The following is a 17,421-nucleotide window of genomic DNA, read 5'->3' on the forward strand; positions in this document are numbered from 1 at the left end:
CGGAACCGGTCAGACGAGCGCCCGGCGGGCCCATTCGACCGTGGCCTTGAGGCCGGTGGGCAGGTCGTGCCGCGGGCGCCAGCCGAGGGCCTCGTACGCCGGAGCGGGGTCGACGGCCATCGCGGGGAGGTCGCCCATGCGAGGGGGCTCGAAGCGCGGCTCGTCGGGCGCTCCGGCCGCGGCGGCGACCAGGGTGTGCAGCTCACGGTCGGTGGTCTGCACGCCGGTGCCGAGGTTGAATCGGCGGCCGTCGCCCTGCGGCCCGCAGGCGCGGGCGAAGCCGTCCACCACGTCCTCGACGAAGACGTAGTCACGCGTGTGGGCGCCGTCGCCGTACACGACCGTGGGCTTTCCGGTCAGCAGGGCGTCGGTGAAGATGGCGACCACCCCGGCCTCGCCCTCCGGCGACTGGCGCGGCCCGTAGACGTTCGACAGCACGAGCGTGGTGTATTCGAGCCCGTACAGCGCCCGATAGGTGGCGAGGTACAGCTCGCCGCCGAGCTTGGATGCGGCGTACGGCGAGCGGGGATCGGTGGGGGCGTCACCCGGGACCGGGATCACGGCCGGCCTGCCGTAGACGGCCACGGAGGACGCGTAGACGACCTTGCGTGCCCCGGCGCGGCGGGCGGCCTCGAGGACGTTCACCGTGCCCTCGACGTTGATCCTGGCGTCGGTCAACGGGTCGGCGACGCTCCTGCGCACGCTGATCTGCGCGGCGAGGTGACAGACGACCTCCGGACGCCAGCGCCTGGCGAGATCCGCGAGGGCGGGGTCACGCACATCCATGACGTGCAGGGGGACCTCGGGGTCGCGCACGTGCCCGGACGACAGGTCGTCCACCACCGCGACCTCGTGGCCGTCCGCCAACAGCCGCTCGACGAGGGTGGATCCGATGAACCCCGCCCCGCCCGTGACCAGTGCCCGCATGTCCCCGCCCTTCCCGGCCTGTAACGGAAGATCCTAACGAGCGTCGCCCCGGTCCGGCCCGATCACGTCTCGGCACGTGGGGCGCCGCACCCCGCCGCGGGCACAGAGCACGGGCACGAAGCAGGGGCGCGGAGCACGGGGACGGAGCGCGGCGAGGGCCCGGACCGCCCCGGCCGTCATCCCCCGGGGATACTCCCTAGTCGGCCATCTCCGCGCGTACCTGCTCGATCCGGCTGAGCACCTTGGCGCGCAGGTCCTGCGGGACGGGGTCGCATCCGCAGTGTTTGGCCACGAGCCGCTTGACGGCCTCCTCGAGGCCGTACTCCTCCAGGCAGGGGCCGCACTCGTCGAGGTGCTTCCTGATCTTGGCGATGCGGTCGTTGTCCAGCTCGCCGTCCAGGTAGGTGTACACCCGTTCGAGCACCTCGTCACACGGGGTGTCGTGGTGTTGCCCGCAGCTCATCGCTCCTCCTCGCCAAGCGTCCCGCCGAGACCCGCGCCGCGGGAGTCGGGCCGCACGAGACCGCGCTCGCGCGCGTAGTCCTCGAGCTGGTTGCGCAGCTGCCGGCGGCCACGGTGAAGGCGCGACATCACGGTCCCGATGGGCGTGCCCATGATGTCGGCGATCTCCTTGTACGGGAAGCCCTCCACATCGGCCAGATAGACGGCGATGCGGAACTCCTCGGGGAGCGCGGCGAGAGCGTCCTTCACGTCGCTGTCGGGAAGGTGCTCGAGTGCCTCGATCTCGGCCGACTTCAGCCCGCTGGACGTGTGCGACTCCGCCCGCGCGAGCTGCCAGTCCTCGATCTCCTCGGTGCCCGCCTGCTTGGGCTCCCGTTGCTTCTTCCGGTAGCTGTTGATGAAGGTGTTGGTGAGAATGCGGTAGAGCCAGGCCTTGAGGTTCGTCCCCTCCTGGAACTGGTGGAAGGAAGCGAAGGCCTTGGCGAAGGTCTCCTGAAGGAGATCCTCCGCATCCGCTGCGTTTCGGGTCATCCGGAGCGCGGCCGAGTACAGCTGGTCGAGAAACGGCATGACGTCGCGCTCGAACCGCTGGCTGCGCTGCTCCAGAGTCTCCTCGGCTGTCTTGGAGACCGGACCCACCCCCTTAAGGACACCGTACCCAGCCGAGGATACCGGCCCGGCAACGTCCAGCCCGTCGAGGCCTTCTGGCAGCACCAACGTCTTCATGCCCAACTGCAACAGGGCGGGCGTAGAGTCTGTTCCCGGTGCAGATTGAGGTGACGAACGACCCGGTGCGGGGAAAAAAGCAAGCACCGGCTTGGTAGCCCGGAAACCGAGTTTCGCTGTCTCACACCCATACGTGGGGCAGCCAGAGTCCAGGAGCCGCTCGTGCTGCCTATACCGGCCAACGAACTCAACGGCTCGGGCACACTCGGGCCGTACTGGACCTTCTATCACGCGGTCGTCGCCGAACAGCTGCGTCAGTGGCTGCCCGCCCGCCCTTCCCTGCTGCTGGACCTGTCCGGCGGACGGGGGCGGTGGCCGGCCCAGGCGGCGCGCGCCGGCCACCGCGTGATCGAGGTCATGGACTTCCGCAGGCCGACGGAACCGTGGTTGCGCGACGCCTCCGACCGCATACAGAAGGTGCGCGCCGACAACCTCGCGTTCCTGCCCGACGGCTCCGTGGACGGCGTCATCGCCGAGGAGCGCGTGCTGTCGGTCGAGATCATGGCCGAGTCCGTCGTGGAGGACGTGGCCCGGGTGCTGCGGCCCGGCGGGCGGGCGCTGCTGTGCGTCGACTCGCTGGTCCTCGGGATGGCGATCCTGGCCGAGCAGAACTACTGGGCGCACCTGTGCCAGACGGGCGAGGTCATGCTCATCCCCTGGCCGGACGGCAGCATCACCCGCTGCTTCACCAGTCAGCAGGTACGCGAGCTGATCACCGGCGCCGGCCTGGAGGTGGAGTGGGTGCGCCCGCGTACGGTGCTGTCCCCCTCCACCGTCGACCACGTGCTCAGCACGGAGAGCAAGTCGTTGTCCTGGCTGGTCCGCACCGAGCTCGAGAGCGAGGCCGACGGCGACGACACCGTCGGCATCCACCTGGTGGCGAGCGCCCGCAAGCCGTTGTGAACGCTCTCTCGAACGCCGCCCGGGGGGGTCCTCAGCGGCGGCGCTCGGCCCGCGACTGGCACTGCACGCAGCGAGCCGCCTCGGGGCGGGCCTCCAGCCTTCCCTCGGGAACGAGCGTGCCGCAGTCGACGCAGCGGCCGTACCCGCCGTCGTCCAGCCGCTTCAGCGCCGCCAGCACGGCCGTACGCTGCCGCGAGGCCGCGTCGAGCATGGCGCGGGTCCGGTCGGCGTCGGTGAGATGGGCGCCCGCGTCGGCGAGGGACCCGTCGTGCCCGTCGACCGGATCCCCCCGCAGCACTCTGATCGACCGGTCGAGCTCTGCGAGCATGCTTTCCAGGCGCATACGCGCGGTCGCGACGTCCACGGATCCGCACCTCCGGGAGTGGGGGAGTCATCCGGCCAGAAGCCCCCGGTCTCCTGGTCGGTCAGCGGTCCTGCACCGTCCGTGCGACCGCTTTTCCGAACGAATGCCCACTTCGCGCGCCGCTTACACCGGTTCCGACGAGGCGCGTGGCGGGCACGCCGGTGCGTCCGGCCCTCCGTCGATCCGCCGCCGATCCACCGTCGACACCTCCGCGCGGCGGCGCGTCCCGCCTGGAGCGGGCAGCGCCCGCGTCACCAGGGCACCACTCCGGCGTCCTCGAAGAATCCGCCGGTCGGGCCGTCGTCGGGCAGGGTCGCCAGCCGGATCGCGATCGCCGCGCCCTGTTCGGGCGTACGGACGCCCCGGAACCCGTTGAGGTCGGTCGCGCAGAAACCGGGACAGCCGACGTTGATCAGGATGTTCGTGTCGCGCAGCTCCTTGGCGTACTGCACGGTGACGGCGTTGAGGAACGTCTTCGACGGCGCGTAGGCGACGGCGATCGGGCCCGTCTCGCCGCCGGGAGTGGTCTGCCGGGTGAGAGAGCCCACGGTGCTGGACATGTTCACGATCCGCGGCGACGCCGAGCGGCGCAGCAACGGCAGCATCGCGTTGGTGACGCGGATGACGCCGATCACGTTGGTCTCCACGGCCGCCCGCACCGCATCGAGGTCGGCCGTGGTGGGCATCTGTGCCGCGCCGCCGGTTATCCCGGCATTGTTCACGAGCACGTCGAGGCGTCCGGCGCGCTCCTCGATCAGCCCTGCGGCGGCGGCCACGCTCGCGTCGTCCGTCACGTCGAGCGGCACGCCGAACGCGTCGACGCCTGCCGCGCGCAGCTTCTCCACCGCGGCCTCCCGGCGCTCCTCGTCCCGGGCGCCGACGCCGACGCTCCAGCCGAGGGCGCCCAGACCCGCCGCGATCTCGTATCCGATTCCCTTGTTCCCACCGGTGACCAGTGCGGTCGTCTGTTCGTTCATGCGCTCATCCTGTGCGCGCGCCCGGCGAGGCTTCCAACACCGTCTGGGTGGGCGGCGATACCTCCCGGATATCGGTCCAGGTCATCGGCGTTCTCACCGAGCCCTCGCCCCGCCGCCGGCTCTCGTCCCCGCGCACGGCCGTCGCGTCGTACGCTGACGGGCATGGAGACGCGGGAGCTGCGGTATTTCGTCGCCGTCGCGGAGGAGTTGCACTTCGGGCGGGCCGCGCAGCGGCTCGGCATCGCGCAGCCACCGCTGTCGCGGGCGATCCGGCAGCTCGAACGGCGGCTCGGGGTGACGCTGCTGGAGCGCACCAGCCGCAGCGTCACGCTGACCGAGGCCGGGTCGGTGCTGCTGGTCGAGGGCAGGGCGGCTCTCGACGCGGTCGACGCCGCCGACCGCAGAACCCGCCGCGCCGCCCTCGCCTCGACCGGTCGTCCCGCGCTGGTCCTCGTCACGAAGGCCGGAGCGGCCGGAGAGCTGCTGCCGAAGCTGCTCGACGCGTACGCCGCCGAACCCGGAGCGGTCACCGTCGACGTGCTCCTGTGCGGGGTCGGCGAGCAGGAGCGGCTGCTGCGCGACGGACGGGCGGACGTGGCGCTGCTCCACCTGCCGTTCGATTCGACGACGGGGCTCGACACCGAGGAACTGTGCACGGAGGGGCAGGTCGTGGTCCTGCCGGCCGGGCACCCTCTCGCCCGCCGGGCCCACCTGCGGATGGCCGAGGTCGCCGCGCTGCCCGGCCTGCCGATGCCGCGCTGGCCCTTGTCCGACGGCACCTACCCGGACGGTCCCGGGCCGCAGGTCCGGGACCACGCGCAACTGCTTCAGCTGATCGCGCTCGGCCGGGCGTCGGCGATCCTGCCGGAGTCGTGCCGGGTCCACCTGCGCCGCGACCTCGCCGCCGTGCCGGTGCTCGACGCGCCGGCCGTGACGACGGTGATCGCGTGGCCGCCGCACAGCCGGTCCCTGGCCCTCGCCGGGCTGGTCCGGGCCGCGACCCGCCTGTAGACGAGCCGCGACCTAGAAGAGCCGCGGGACGTCGTCGCCTTCCAGGGGCTCGATGAGCTCGGGGCCGTTGTGCCGGACGTTGTTGACGGCGTCCGCCACCGCGTACGCCTCCAGCCGGTCGGGACCGGCCGGGACGAGCAGGCCGGTGGGGTCGGTCAGCCGCGGGTCGAGCCACTCAGTCCAGCGGTCGCGCTCGACCATCATCGGCATCCGGTCGTGGATGCGGCCCAGCGTGTCGGTCGCCGTGGTGGTGATCACCGTGCAGGTGCACAGCCACTTCAGCGGGTCGTCGTCCGCGCGGGTGGGGTCCTTCCAGAACTCGTACAGGCCGGCCATCGCGAGCACGCCGCCGTCCGCGGGGTGGATGAAGAACGGCTGCTTCTTCCTGCCCTCCAGCGGCATCCACTCGTAGTAGCCGTCCGCCGGGATCAGGCAGCGCCGGGACTTCAGCGCCCTGCGGTAGGACGGCTTCTCCGCCACCGTCTCCACCCTGGCGTTGATCATCCGCGACCCGACCGACGGGTCCTTGGCCCAGCTCGGCACGAGCCCCCACCGGACCACCCGCAGCTGTCTGACGGGCTGCTCGTCGGCCCGGCTCTCGCCGCCGTCGTCCTTCGGCACACGGCACATGACCGCGTAGACGTTCTTGGTGGGCGCGACGTTGTAGTCGGGCCGGAGCTCGCCGCCGGGCAGCTGGTCGGGCACCCCGTCCAGCTCGACCTGGAACTCCTCCAGCAACTCCTGCTTCTTGCGCGCCGACGCGTACCTCCCGCACATGCCACCAAGACTGCCACTCACGCGGGCCGCACGCGCTCTCGCGACGGTACGGACGAACGTGGGCGCACTAAGCTTGCGGGCATGGCCTCTCCGCAGTCCGCGTCCGGCGGCGCCGAGCCGCACGCCACCGATCAGACCGGCGTCGGCCGGAACGCCGCCACACCGCTCTGGCCCGCCCCGGTGGCCGCCGAGCCGGTCCGTGCGACGGTCCGCCTGCCCGGCTCCAAGTCGGTGACCAACCGCGCGTTGCTGCTCGCCGCACTGGCCGACGCCCCCGGCGCCGTACGGCTCGCGCTGCGCAGCCGCGACGCCGACCTGATGGCGGCGGCGCTGCGCTCGCTCGGCGCCGAGATGACGCCGTCCAACGAGAGTGCCGACAGCGTGGACTGGTCGGTCATCCCGCATCCCGTACGCGGCGGGGTGTCCATCGACGTCGGGCTGGCCGGGACCGTCATGCGGTTCGTACCCCCGGTCGCCGCGCTGGCCGACGGGCCGGTCTTCTTCGACGGCGATCCGCACGCGCGCAAGCGGCCGATGGGCCCGATCCTGGGCGCGCTGCGCGCGCTCGGCGCGTCGGTGGACAACGACGCGCTGCCGTTCACGATCCGCGGGCCGATCCCGGGCGGCGAGGTGGTGCTCGACGCCTCGGTCTCCTCGCAGATGGTCTCCGGTCTGCTGCTGGCCGCCGCGCGGTTCGAGAAGGGCGTGACGGTGCGGCACGACGGCCCGCCCGTCCCGTCGATGCCGCACATCGAGATGACCGTGCAGATGCTGCGCCAGGCGGGGGTCGAGGTGGACGCCTCCGAGCGCGACGTGTGGCGGGTGCAGCCCGGCCCGATCCTGGCCGGGGACGTCACGGTCGAGCCCGACCTGTCCAACGCCGCTCCCTTCCTGGCGGCGGCCCTGGTCACCGGGGGCTCCGTCGTCGTGCCGGACTGGCCGGAGGAGACGACGCAGGGCGGCGACGCGCTGCGCGGGCTGCTCGCCGAAATGGGCGCGCGGGTCGAGCGGGTGCCGGAGGGCCTGCGGGTGACCGGAGAAGGCCGGGTGGGCGGCATCGACGCCGACCTGCGCGACGTCAGCGAGCTCACGCCCACGATCGCCGCGCTGGCCGCGCTGGCCGACGCGCCGTCCCGCATCCGGGGCGTGGCGCACATCCGGGGGCACGAGACCGACCGGATCACCGCCCTGGCCACGGAGATCAACCGGCTGGGCGGCGACGCCAGGGAGACCGACGACGGCCTGGAGATCCACCCCCGGCCGCTGACCGGCGGCGTCTTCCACTCGTACGCCGACCACCGCATGGCCACGGCGGGCGCGGTCATCGGCCTGGTCGTGCCGGGCGTCGAGGTCGAGGACATCGCGACGACCGGCAAGACCCTGCCCGAGTTCCCGCGCATGTGGGCCGCGATGCTGGGCAACGGAGGTCGGCACGGGCACGGCGAAGGACAGGGGCACTGAGAAAACGGCAGTACGACGAGGACGACGTCAGGGTCAGGCCGGGCAAGGGCTCGCGGCCCAGGACGCGGATCCGGCCTGCCCACAGTGAGGCCGTCGAGGGCTTCGTGGTGGCCGTCGACCGCGGGCGTTACACCTGTCTGGTGGGCGAGGGCGTCCCCCGCTCCGCGACACCGAGGAGACGGCGGGGCGAGCGTACGCTCGTCGTGGCGATGAAGGCCCGCGAGCTCGGCCGCAAGGGCATCGTCGTGGGCGACCGCGTGGCACTGGTGGGCGACGTCACCGGGCAGCCGGACACGCTGGCGCGCATCGTCCGCGTGGAGGAGCGCACCTCGATGCTGCGGCGCAGCGCCGACGACGTCGACGACATCGAGCGCCCCATCGTCGCCAACGCCGACCAGCTGGTCATCGTCACCGCGCTCGCCGATCCCCCGCCGCGTCCCCGGATGATCGACCGGATGCTCGTCGCGGCCTACGACGCCGACATCGAGCCCCTGCTGTGCCTCACCAAGGCCGACCTGGCCCCCGCCGACGACCTCGTGGCGCTGTACGAACCCCTCGGCGTGCCGTTCGTCGTGGTGCACAGGGGCGGCCCGCTCGACGATCTGGGCGAGGCGCTCGCGGACCGGATCAGCGTGCTCGTCGGCCATTCGGGGGTCGGCAAGTCGACCCTGGTCAACGCGCTGGTGCCGCATGCCCGCCGGGCCGTGTCCCACGTGAACGCCGTCACCGGCCGGGGCAGGCACACCTCCACGTCCGCGGTCGCCCTGGAGTTGCCGGAGGGCGGCTGGATGATCGACACGCCCGGCGTGCGCAGCTTCGGGCTCGCCCACATCTCGGTGGAGACCGTGCTCGCGGCCTTCCCCGACCTGGTGGACGCCACGACCGAATGCCCCAAGGGCTGCACCCACCTCGGCGACGACTGCGCGCTCGACCGGTACGTCGCCGAGGGGCACGCCGATCCCGCGCGCCTGGAGTCCCTGCGGCGGCTGCTCGCCAGCCGCGAAGGCGCGGACGAGGACTAGTGCAATCTAGCCCTGCGCGCCCCGCACCCGGCACGCGCCTTCGAAACGGGGTCGTCGACGCGGTGACAGCGGATCAAAACCCTCGCGGGTGGCATTCTGTTGATTACCACACGGTCTGCCCGTTGTTTACCGGAGTTTGATTCGAACGTCGTTGAACCCACCTGCCGCCGTCCGGTTCTCTGAGGTTGGAGCAGGTCTGGAGCAGTCGGTTCGCTCGTACTCGCTTACGGCCTCGTAAGCCTCACGTGCGGATACTGGCGCGGACTCTCTAGGGGGTTGGTTCCATGAGAATCAAGAAACTCGTATCTGCTGCCGTACTCGCTGTGATCACGACGCAAGGGATCGCCCTTGACGCGGGAGCGACCGGAACAGCAGCCACGCCACGTCCAAAACCACCCCGAGCATGTCACTGGGTAAAGAAATGTAGAATCGTCTGGATTTGCAACAAGCGCGGTCCAGCAGGGCACTGTGTCAGGAAAGTTCAAGTCCGGCGATGCACGGAGAGGTGTGTCTAAGCAGCGCGTCTTCCGCGGCTGACAGGCGCTCACGGTGACCAGGGCGAGGCGCGCGAGCGAGCGAGCGAACACTGTTCTCCTTGTTGCTCGTCCTCGCCCATTTCCCATCGTTTTCCGGCATCCCGGTGGCGCAGGCAGCGTGCAGTCTACACAAGGTCGGCCGCGGGCAGAGGGCGCGCGGGAGACGAGACGGTCTGCCCCTGGGAGAAGCCCGTCCGTGCGGAGGCGGCGACGTTCGACGTGCTGGTGCTCTGGTCGAAGGCGAGCATGACGGCCAGCACCCCGAGCATGCTCCCCATGACCACCCGCTGCGCGCGCAGCCAGGTCGGCCGGTGCGCCAGGAAACCCGCGATGCCACCGGCGGCCAGCACGATCGACAGGTTCACGGTTGTCGCCACCGCGATCTGGCAACCACCGAGAACGATGCCCTGAAGCAGGACGTTTCCCCGGTCGAGGTCGATGAACTGCGGAATCACGGAAATGTACAGAATGGCGATTTTAGGATTGAGCAGGTTCGTCATCAGCCCCATGACGAAAAGCCGGCGCGGCCGGTCGTGCGGCACGTCCTGCACGGTGAACACCGACACCCCGCCGGGCCTGACGGTCTTCCAGGCGAGCCAGAGCAGGTAGGCGGCCCCGACCAGCCGGATGGCCGTCAGGATCTGCGGAAACGTGGCGAACAGCACCGCCAGGCCGAGATTCGTGCCGACCAGGTAAACGATGAATCCGAGGACCACTCCGCCCAGTGAGATGACTCCGGCCCGGCGCCCCTGACTGATGCTCCGCGACACGAGGTACATCATGTTCGGACCCGGAGACAGCACCATTCCGAGCGCCACGGACACGACTCCCACGACCGCGCTCTGCGCGACCAAACCCTGCCCGGCCACACTTTGTCCGACCATTGACGCGCCTTCTTTCTCGTATCGATCAACGAGGACAACGGCATTCGCCCGCGATCCCTCATGCCGGCCCGGAAGGCTTTCTCAGGCTATTCCACGTCCCATCGAGAGCGCAATGTTCAGAATTGCTCTCGGAGCAATTACGTGTTTGGATGCAATCGGTGCGGTATTGCACTGGGCGGGCGAGGTGGAGAGGAGACGGCGGTGGAGAGCTACCGGCAGGTGGCCGACGAGGTGGCCGCGGAGATCGCGGCCGGGCGGCTGCGGCCGGGCGACCGGCTGCCTCCGCAACGGGACTTCGCCCGGCGGCGCGGCATCGCGAACTCCACGGCCGCGCGCGTCTACGCGGAGCTGACCCGCCGCGGCCTCACCGTCGGCGAGGTCGGCCGGGGCACCTTCGTACGGGCGTCCGACCGGCGCCCCGGGCCGGCCCTCACCGAGCCCAGCGACAGCAGGGTCGACCTGGAGCTCAACTACCCCGCCGTCCCCGGGCAGGCCCGCCTGCTGGGGGACGGCATCAGGCAGTTGCTGCGCCCGGACGTCCTGGAGTCGTCCGTACGGCCGGTGGGCGCGGCCGGGACCTCCTTCGCCCGCGACGTCGCCGCGGGCCTGCTCGCACGCGCGGGCTGGCGCCCGGATCCGGCGCGCGTGCTGTTCGCCGGCAACGGGCGTCAGGCGATCGCGGCCGCCATCACCGCACTGGTCCCTCCGGGCGGACGGCTGGGCGTCGAGGAACTCACCTATCCCGTCCTGAAGGCGATCGCCGGCCGCCTCGGGGTCACGCTCGTCCCCCTGACGGTCGACGAGGCCGGGCTGGTCCCCGACGCCGTGGAGAGCACCGCGCGCAAGACCCCGCTGAAGGCGATCTACCTCCAGCCCACGCTGCACAACCCGCTGTCCCTCAGCATGCCGGTCGAGCGCCGGGCCGAGCTCGCGGGCGTACTCGAACGGCTGGGCGTCCACGCGATCGAGGACACCATCTGGTCGTTCCTCCGCGACGACCTGCCGCCGCTCGCCGCGATGGCGCCGGAGCACACGATCCTCGTCGACAGTCTCTCCAAACGGCTCGCGCCGGGCCTGACCGTCGGATTCGCCGTCGTTCCCCGGGCCACCGTCCCGGCCATGACGGCGGCGCTGCACTCCGCGGGCTCGGCGCCGATGCGGTTCGCGCTCGAAACGGCGGTCCAGTGGGCGACCGACGGGATCGTCGCGGCGGTGACCCGCGGCAAGCAGCGGGACGCCGCCGACCGGCAGGAGATCGCGATTCGCCACCTGGGCGAGTTCGCGGTGCGCGGCGACCCGCGCTCCTACTCCTGCTGGTGGGAGCTGCCGCCCCCGTGGCGGGCCGACACGTTCGTGGCCGCCGCCGCGCGGTACGGCATCGCCGTCACCCCGGCGGCGGCCTTCGCCGTCGGCGACCACCGCAGGCCGAACGCCGTCCGTCTCGGTCTCGCCTCGCCCCCGGCCGAGACGCTGGCACGCGCCCTGACCACTCTGGCCGGGATCGCGCGGTCCTCACCCGACGACCTCCTGGCCGAGTGACCGACCGGCCCGCATTTCAGCGGCCCGCCGTGAGCCGCCGTGAATGCTCCTGCAACGAGCGGACCTCCACCTCACCGCCCGTCAGCGCGTCGATCCCCTGGATCGCGGCCGCGAGCGCCTGGACGGTGGTCAGGCATGGCACGCCTCTGGCCACGGCGGCGGTGCGGATCTCGTAGCCGTCCACGCGGCCGTCCGCGCCGTAAGGCGTGTTCACGATCAGGTCGATCCTCCCTTCGTGGATGAGGCGGACGACCGTCGGCTCGCCGTCCGGTCCCGGGCCCTCGCTGTGCTTGCGCACCACGGTGGCCTCGATCCCGTGACGGCGCAGCACCTCGGCCGTGCCGGCGGTGGCCAGCAGCGAGAAGCCGTGGTCGGCCAGGGCCCGGGCCAGGAAGACCACGGTCCGCTTGTCGCGGTTGGCCACCGACAGGAACACCCTCCCCTTGGTCGGCAGCGCGCCGTACGCCGCGGCCTGCGACTTGGCGAAGGCGGTCCCGAAGATCGAGTCGATGCCCATGACCTCGCCGGTGGAGCGCATCTCCGGGCCGAGGAGGGTGTCGGTCCAGCGCCCGGAGGGGTCACGGAACCGGGACCAGGGCAGCACCGCCTCCTTCACGGATATCGGCGCGTCCGGCGGCAGCGTGCCGCCGTCGCCGCGCGGCGGCAGGAGGCCCTCGCTCCGCAGCTGGGCGATGGTCGCCCCGAGGGAGATCCGCGCTGCCGCCTTCGCCAGCGGCACCGCCGTCGCCTTGGAGACGAACGGCACCGTCCGCGACGCACGGGGGTTGGCCTCCAGGACGTACAGGACGTCTCCCGCCAGGGCGAACTGGATGTTGATGAGCCCGCGTACGCCGATGTCGCGGGCGATGGCCTCCGCCGACGCGCGGAGCCTGCCGGTCTCCCCGCCGAGGGTGAGCGGCGGAAGGACGCAGGCCGAGTCGCCGGAATGGATCCCGGCCTCCTCGATGTGCTCCATCACGCCGCCCAGGTAGATTTCCGCGCCGTCGTACAGGGCGTCGACGTCGATCTCGATGGCGTCGTCCAGGAAGCGGTCGACCAGCACGGGCCGCTCCGGGCCGATCTCGGTGGACTCGGCGATGTAGGCGGAAAGCCGCTCCTCGTCGTACACGATCTCCATGCCGCGCCCGCCGAGCACGTACGAGGGACGGACGAGGACCGGGTAGCCGACCTCGTCGGCGACCGCCTTGGCCTCGGTGAAGGAGGTCGCGGTGCCGTGCTCGGTGGCCGTCAGCCCGGTGCGCGCCAGCACCCCGCCGAAGGCGCCGCGGTCCTCGGCGAGGTGGATCGCCTCGGGCGAGGTGCCGACCACGGGGACGCCGTTGTCCTTCAGCGCCTGGGCGAGCCCGAGCGGGGTCTGCCCGCCCAGTTGCACCACGACGCCCGCGACCGGCCCCGCCTGCTGCTCGGCGTGGACGACCTCCAGCACGTCCTCCAGCGTGAGCGGCTCGAAGTAGAGCCGGTCGGAGGTGTCGTAGTCCGTCGACACCGTCTCCGGGTTGCAGTTGACCATCACGGTCTCGTAGCCGGCGTCGTGCAGGGCGAAGGAGGCGTGCACGCAGGAGTAGTCGAACTCGACGCCCTGGCCGATGCGGTTCGGGCCCGAGCCGAGGATGATCACCGCGGGCCTGGTCCGCGGGGCGACCTCGCTCTCGTCGTCGTAGGAGGAGTAGAAGTACGGCGTCCGGGCGGCGAACTCGGCCGCGCACGTGTCGACGGTCTTGTAGACCGGGCGGATGCCGAGCTCATGGCGCATCCGCCGCACGTCGTCCTCGCTCACCGACCTGATGGCCGCGATCTGGGCGTCGGAGATTCCGTGCCGTTTCGCGTGCGCGAGCAGTTCGGGGCCGAGCTCGGCCGCGTCCGCCAGTTCGTCGGCGATCTCCTTGATGAGGAAGAGCTGATCGATGAACCAGGGGTCGATCTTCGTCGCCTCGAACAGCTCCTCCCGTCCGGCGCCGGCGCGGATGGCGCGCATGACGACGGCGATCCGGTCCTCGGCCGGGCGCCGCGCGGCCTCGAGCAGCCGGTCCCTGTCCCCCGGGCCGCCCCCGGCATCGTCGAAGGCGAACGGGGCGTCCCTCTTCTCCAGCGACCGCAGCGCCTTGTTGAGCGCCTGCGGGAAGTTGCGCCCGATCGCCATGGCCTCTCCGACGGACTTCATCGTCGTCGTGAGGGTCCGGTCGGCGTCGGGGAACTTCTCGAACGCGAACCGGGGCGCCTTCACCACCACGTAGTCGAGGGTCGGCTCGAACGACGCCGGGGTCTCCCCGGTGATGTCGTTGGGGATCTCGTCGAGGGTGTAGCCGATCGCCAGCCGGGCCGCGATCTTCGCGATCGGGAAGCCGGTGGCCTTCGACGCCAGCGCCGACGACCGCGACACGCGCGGGTTCATCTCGATCACGATGACCCGGCCGGTCGCGGGATCGACCCCGAACTGGATGTTGCACCCGCCCGTGTCCACGCCGACCTCCCGGATCACCGCGATCCCGATGTCGCGCAGGATCTGGTACTCGCGGTCGGTCAGGGTCATGGCGGGCGCCACGGTGATGGAGTCGCCGGTGTGCACGCTCATCGGGTCGAGGTTCTCGATCGAGCAGACGACCACGACGTTGTCGTTCCTGTCGCGCATCAGCTCGAGCTCGTACTCCTTCCAGCCCATGATCGACTCTTCCAGCAGCACCTCGGAGGTGGGCGAGAGCGTCAGCGCGACCTCGGCGATGCGTCGCAGCTCGGCCTCGTCGTGGGCGAAGCCGGAACCGGCGCCCCCCATCGTGAACGACGGGCGCACCACGACGGGGTAGCCGCCGATCCGTTCCACCCCGGCCAGGACCTCGTCCATGGAGTGGCAGATCACCGAGCGGGCGGACTCGCCGTGACCGATCTTCTCGCGGACCGCCTCGACGACCGCCTTGAACCGCTCCCTGTTCTCGCCCTTGCGGATGGCGTCCGCGTCGGCGCCGATCAGCTCGACGCCGTACGTCTTCAGCACGCCGGTCTCGTGCAGCGCGATGGCGGTGTTGAGCCCGGTCTGGCCGCCCATGGTCGGGAGCAGCGCGTCCGGGCGCTCCCTGGCGATGATCTTCTCGACGAACTCGGGGGTGGCCGGCTCGATGTACGTCGCGTCGGCGATCTCGGGATCGGTCATGATCGTGGCCGGGTTGGGGTTGACCAGGATCACCCGCAGGCCCTCGGCCCGCAGGACGCGGCAGGCCTGGGTGCCGGAGTAGTCGAACTCCGCCGCCTGCCCGATGACGATCGGCCCCGAGCCGATGACCAGCACGGATCGGATGTCGGCGCGCTTGGGCACGCTATCCCTCCATCAATGCGGCGAAGCGGTCGAACAGATGGCCCGCGTCGTGCGGGCCCGCCGCCGCCTCGGGGTGGTACTGCACGCTGAACGCCGGCCGGTCGAGCAGGACGAGCCCCTCCACCACGTCGTCGTTCAGGCACACGTGCGAGACCTCGGCCCGGCCGTACGGCGTGACGGCCGTGCCGTCCAGAGGCGCGTCCACGGCGAAGCCGTGATTGTGCGCGGTGATCTCGACCTTTCCCGTCGCCCGGTCCTGGACGGGCTGGTTGATCCCGCGATGGCCATACTTGAGCTTGTAGGTGCGGAATCCGAGGGCACGGCCCAGCAGCTCGTGCCCGAAACAGATGCCGAAGACGGGCGTTCCCCTGTCCAGCGCGGCGCGCACCACGCTCAGGTCTGCCGTGTCGGGGTCCCCGGGACCGTTGGACAGGAAGACGCCGTCCGGCTCCAGCGCCTCGACCTGCTCGGCGGTCGCGGTCGCCGGCAGCACGTGCACCTCGATGCCGCGCTCGGCCATGCGCCGGGGCGTCATCGACTTCATGCCGAGGTCGAGGGCGGCCACGGTGAAGCGCCTCCGGCCGACCGCGGGAACCACGTACGGCCGGGCGCACGAGACCTCGTTCGCCAGATCGGCGCCGGCCATCCCGGGCGTCGCGCGGACCCGGGCGAGCATCGCGGCGTCGCCCGCGATCGCCGTGCCGGAGAAGATGCCCACCCGCATCGCGCCGCGCTCGCGCAGATGCCGGGTGAGCGCCCTCGTGTCGACGCCGCCGATGCCCACCACGCCCTGTGCCGTCAGGTCCTCCTCCAGACCGCGCCGGGCGCGCCAGCTCGACGCGACCCGCGAGGGGTCGCGCACCACGTATCCGGACACCCAGATCCGCCCCGACTCCTGGTCCTCGTCGTTCATCCCGGTGTTGCCGACGTGGGGCGCCGTCATCACCACGACCTGCCGGTGATAGGAGGGGTCGGTCAGGGTCTCCTGGTAGCCGGTCATGCCCGTCGAGAAGACCGCCTCGCCGAACGTCTCGCCCACGGCCCCGAAGGCGAAACCGCGGAACGTACGGCCGTCCTCCAGCACGAGCACGGCCGGGACACGGGGGCGCGGGGCGGCGCCGGTCGCCGTCATCGCACGCACGCCCCGTGTCGTACGACGCCGGTGCCGACCGGCCGCTGCGGCGCGCATTCGAGGCGGAACTGCGCCGCCGTCCTGACCACGGCCTTCTCGACGTCGCTGCTGCACTCGCCCCGGAAGCGGAACCGTGCCCCCACGTGCTCGTATCCGCCGACCCTGGGGATCAGGTCGCCCACCGGCGGGATCACATGGGCGTACGGCCCCTCGCCCGGCGCGGGCGGCTCGGGGAGTCTCCAGCCCGTCACCCGGCACGGAGCGGCCACCGGCGTCGGCACCAGCAGCCATCCGCCCGTCCGCCAGGCGTCAGGCACGGGCAGGTCGGGACGCCGGCCGAGCTGGATGTCGACGGCGGCGCGCATCAGGTCGATGCCGTGCACCTCACGCCACACGAACGGGATCTCGGCGCCCCCGACCCGGTAACCGGCCTCAAGGAAGGTCAGCCGGGGTACGCGCCCGAGGGCGGATCCGACGAACGCCTCCAGGTGGAAGACCCACGGCTCGTCGCTCAGCGCGCCCGCCACGGCAGCGGTGAACTCCCCCAGCGCCGGCAGGAGATCGGGATCGTCGACCTCGACCGACCCCAGCGCGTCGCCTCTGGTGAAGTCCACGCAGGTGTTGACGTAGCGGGACGCCCGCCAGGGACCCAGCCGGTCGCCCGTCCACAGCCCGTCGATGTGGAAGACGGCGTCGCCGCAGAACTTCTGCACGATCCGCGGCTCGGCGGGCAACCCCCGCAGCAGGGCCAGGTCCGCCTCGGTGTCGAGGCGGACCACACCCCGGCTTGCCGTCCCCTTCCTGGGCTTGACGACGACGGGCCAGCCGTGGACGTCCGCGAACGCCCGTACGGCCGCCTCGTCGGGCGCGTCCGCGAACGCGGGCACCGCGATGCCCGCGGCCGCGATCGCCTCGGCCATCACCAGCTTGTCGCGGAACGGCGCGAGCCGCTCGGTGTCCTGTCCCTCGCAGCCCAGCCGTTCCCTGACGAGGGCCGCGATGTCCAGGTCGCCCTCGTTGAGCGCGACGACCCGGTCCGGCGGGCCGTACCGCGCGGACAGCCCGTCCACCGCGGCCGTCACCGCGGTCACGTCGTCGGTGGCCGGCACGACCCGGACCGCGGCGGCGGTGCCCGGCACGGACACCACCCCCAGGTCCGTGGTCACGTACGTGACCCGGTGCGCGTCGTGATCGATGTACTCGTCGTAGAGCGCGTGCCGGTCACGCCATCGGTGGATGACCAGGATGTGCTCGCTCATGCCACCTCCTCGCCTAGCGGCTCGGAGTCGCATGAGCGAAACGCACTGTGCCCATTGATTCGCTCGCTTCGCTCGCTCATGCCACCTCCTCGCCTAGCGGCTCGGAGTCGCAT

At 71.5% G+C, this 17,421-nt stretch carries 15 protein-coding genes; 5 read left to right on the forward strand and 10 right to left on the reverse strand.

All coding sequences use genetic code 11. The features are described 5' to 3' along the window. Nucleotides 1-9: 9 nt before the first annotated feature. From ACQPZZ_RS34130 to ACQPZZ_RS34140, 3 genes are all read right to left on the reverse strand, one after another. Nucleotides 10-927 carry an NAD-dependent epimerase/dehydratase family protein gene (locus ACQPZZ_RS34130; RefSeq protein ID WP_432925897.1) on the reverse strand — a complete coding sequence of 306 codons (918 nt, stop codon included), beginning with the start codon at nucleotides 925-927 and terminating at the stop codon, nucleotides 10-12. Between the two features lie 196 nt (nucleotides 928-1,123). Beyond that, nucleotides 1,124-1,390, reverse strand: coding sequence for a mycothiol system anti-sigma-R factor (gene rsrA / locus ACQPZZ_RS34135; RefSeq protein WP_432925899.1), 267 nt, complete (start codon nucleotides 1,388-1,390; stop codon nucleotides 1,124-1,126). Continuing rightward, a complete protein-coding gene (locus ACQPZZ_RS34140) occupies nucleotides 1,387-2,028 on the reverse strand; it encodes a sigma-70 family RNA polymerase sigma factor (RefSeq protein WP_432925901.1) in 642 nt (213 codons plus the stop codon). Before ACQPZZ_RS34140 ends, rsrA begins: the two co-directional genes overlap by 4 nt. Before the next feature lie 249 nt (nucleotides 2,029-2,277). On the opposite strand from ACQPZZ_RS34140, the gene ACQPZZ_RS34145 reads away from it, so the two are divergent. Beyond that, nucleotides 2,278-3,018, forward strand: coding sequence for a class I SAM-dependent methyltransferase (locus ACQPZZ_RS34145; RefSeq protein WP_432925903.1), 741 nt, complete (start codon nucleotides 2,278-2,280; stop codon nucleotides 3,016-3,018). Nucleotides 3,019-3,049: 31 nt separating this feature from the next. Here the strand turns inward: ACQPZZ_RS34145 and ACQPZZ_RS34150 are convergent, their stop codons facing one another. Further along, on the reverse strand, nucleotides 3,050-3,382 hold the full coding sequence (locus ACQPZZ_RS34150; RefSeq protein ID WP_363647017.1) for a TraR/DksA family transcriptional regulator: 333 nt from the start codon (nucleotides 3,380-3,382) through the stop codon (nucleotides 3,050-3,052). 251 nt (nucleotides 3,383-3,633) lie between these two features. Next, entirely contained in the window at nucleotides 3,634-4,359 is a 726-nt protein-coding gene (locus tag ACQPZZ_RS34155; protein ID WP_432925905.1) for an SDR family oxidoreductase, read from the reverse strand. Between the two features lie 162 nt (nucleotides 4,360-4,521). Here ACQPZZ_RS34155 and ACQPZZ_RS34160 point away from each other — a divergent pair, with 162 nt between their 5' ends. Beyond that, nucleotides 4,522-5,370, forward strand: a complete 849-nt coding sequence (locus tag ACQPZZ_RS34160; protein WP_432925907.1) for a LysR family transcriptional regulator — start codon at nucleotides 4,522-4,524, stop codon at nucleotides 5,368-5,370. A gap of 12 nt (nucleotides 5,371-5,382) precedes the next feature. Here ACQPZZ_RS34160 and ACQPZZ_RS34165 read toward each other — a convergent pair whose 3' ends face one another. Then, the gene (locus ACQPZZ_RS34165; RefSeq protein WP_432925909.1) at nucleotides 5,383-6,147 is read right to left on the reverse strand and encodes an SOS response-associated peptidase; all 765 of its coding nucleotides are present in this window, start codon (nucleotides 6,145-6,147) and stop codon (nucleotides 5,383-5,385) included. Nucleotides 6,148-6,228: 81 nt separating this feature from the next. On the opposite strand from ACQPZZ_RS34165, the gene aroA reads away from it, so the two are divergent. Beyond that, complete coding sequence (gene aroA, locus ACQPZZ_RS34170; RefSeq protein ID WP_432925911.1) at nucleotides 6,229-7,608, forward strand: 3-phosphoshikimate 1-carboxyvinyltransferase; 1,380 nt, start codon at nucleotides 6,229-6,231, stop codon at nucleotides 7,606-7,608. Next, complete coding sequence (rsgA, locus tag ACQPZZ_RS34175) at nucleotides 7,605-8,630, forward strand: ribosome small subunit-dependent GTPase A (protein ID WP_432934638.1); 1,026 nt, start codon at nucleotides 7,605-7,607, stop codon at nucleotides 8,628-8,630. The genes aroA and rsgA overlap by 4 nt, the downstream gene beginning before the upstream one ends. Before the next feature lie 661 nt (nucleotides 8,631-9,291). Here the strand turns inward: rsgA and ACQPZZ_RS34180 are convergent. Then, nucleotides 9,292-10,050 (reverse strand): LysE family translocator, encoded by a 759-nt coding sequence (locus tag ACQPZZ_RS34180; RefSeq protein ID WP_432925913.1) that lies wholly within the window; start codon nucleotides 10,048-10,050, stop codon nucleotides 9,292-9,294. Nucleotides 10,051-10,251: 201 nt separating this feature from the next. Between ACQPZZ_RS34180 and ACQPZZ_RS34185 the strand changes: the two genes are divergently transcribed. Then, nucleotides 10,252-11,589 carry a PLP-dependent aminotransferase family protein gene (locus tag ACQPZZ_RS34185; protein ID WP_432925915.1) on the forward strand — a complete coding sequence of 446 codons (1,338 nt, stop codon included), beginning with the start codon at nucleotides 10,252-10,254 and terminating at the stop codon, nucleotides 11,587-11,589. 16 nt (nucleotides 11,590-11,605) lie between these two features. Here ACQPZZ_RS34185 and carB read toward each other — a convergent pair whose 3' ends face one another. Genes carB through ACQPZZ_RS34200 form a run of 3 tightly spaced genes read right to left on the reverse strand, consistent with a single transcriptional unit; the run spans nucleotide 11,606 to nucleotide 17,308 of the window. Further along, nucleotides 11,606-14,917, reverse strand: a complete 3,312-nt coding sequence (gene carB, locus ACQPZZ_RS34190; RefSeq protein ID WP_432925917.1) for a carbamoyl-phosphate synthase large subunit — start codon at nucleotides 14,915-14,917, stop codon at nucleotides 11,606-11,608. 1 nt (nucleotide 14,918) lies between these two features. Further along, complete coding sequence (gene carA, locus ACQPZZ_RS34195) at nucleotides 14,919-16,049, reverse strand: glutamine-hydrolyzing carbamoyl-phosphate synthase small subunit (RefSeq protein WP_432934640.1); 1,131 nt, start codon at nucleotides 16,047-16,049, stop codon at nucleotides 14,919-14,921. Beyond that, entirely contained in the window at nucleotides 16,046-17,308 is a 1,263-nt protein-coding gene (locus ACQPZZ_RS34200) for an ATP-grasp domain-containing protein (RefSeq protein WP_432925919.1), read from the reverse strand. Before ACQPZZ_RS34200 ends, carA begins: the two co-directional genes overlap by 4 nt. Nucleotides 17,309-17,421: the final 113 nt, after the last annotated feature.

The sequence above is a fragment of the Microbispora sp. CA-135349 genome (assembly GCF_050947365.1).
Taxonomy (GTDB): domain Bacteria; phylum Actinomycetota; class Actinomycetes; order Streptosporangiales; family Streptosporangiaceae; genus Microbispora.

What these genes read in the sequence shown, in the direction of transcription:
- carA (WP_432934640.1), bottom strand. Translation starts at nt 16,049, where the DNA reads ATGACGGCGACCGGCGCCGCCCCGCGCCCCCGTGTCCCGGCCGTGCTC.
- aroA (WP_432925911.1), top strand. Translation starts at nt 6,229, where the DNA reads ATGGCCTCTCCGCAGTCCGCGTCCGGCGGCGCCGAGCCGCACGCCACC.
- ACQPZZ_RS34165 (WP_432925909.1), bottom strand. Translation starts at nt 6,147, where the DNA reads ATGTGCGGGAGGTACGCGTCGGCGCGCAAGAAGCAGGAGTTGCTGGAG.
- ACQPZZ_RS34160 (WP_432925907.1), top strand. Translation starts at nt 4,522, where the DNA reads ATGGAGACGCGGGAGCTGCGGTATTTCGTCGCCGTCGCGGAGGAGTTG.
- ACQPZZ_RS34130 (WP_432925897.1), bottom strand. Translation starts at nt 927, where the DNA reads ATGCGGGCACTGGTCACGGGCGGGGCGGGGTTCATCGGATCCACCCTC.
- ACQPZZ_RS34155 (WP_432925905.1), bottom strand. Translation starts at nt 4,359, where the DNA reads ATGAACGAACAGACGACCGCACTGGTCACCGGTGGGAACAAGGGAATC.
- ACQPZZ_RS34180 (WP_432925913.1), bottom strand. Translation starts at nt 10,050, where the DNA reads ATGGTCGGACAAAGTGTGGCCGGGCAGGGTTTGGTCGCGCAGAGCGCG.
- rsrA (WP_432925899.1), bottom strand. Translation starts at nt 1,390, where the DNA reads ATGAGCTGCGGGCAACACCACGACACCCCGTGTGACGAGGTGCTCGAA.
- ACQPZZ_RS34200 (WP_432925919.1), bottom strand. Translation starts at nt 17,308, where the DNA reads ATGAGCGAGCACATCCTGGTCATCCACCGATGGCGTGACCGGCACGCG.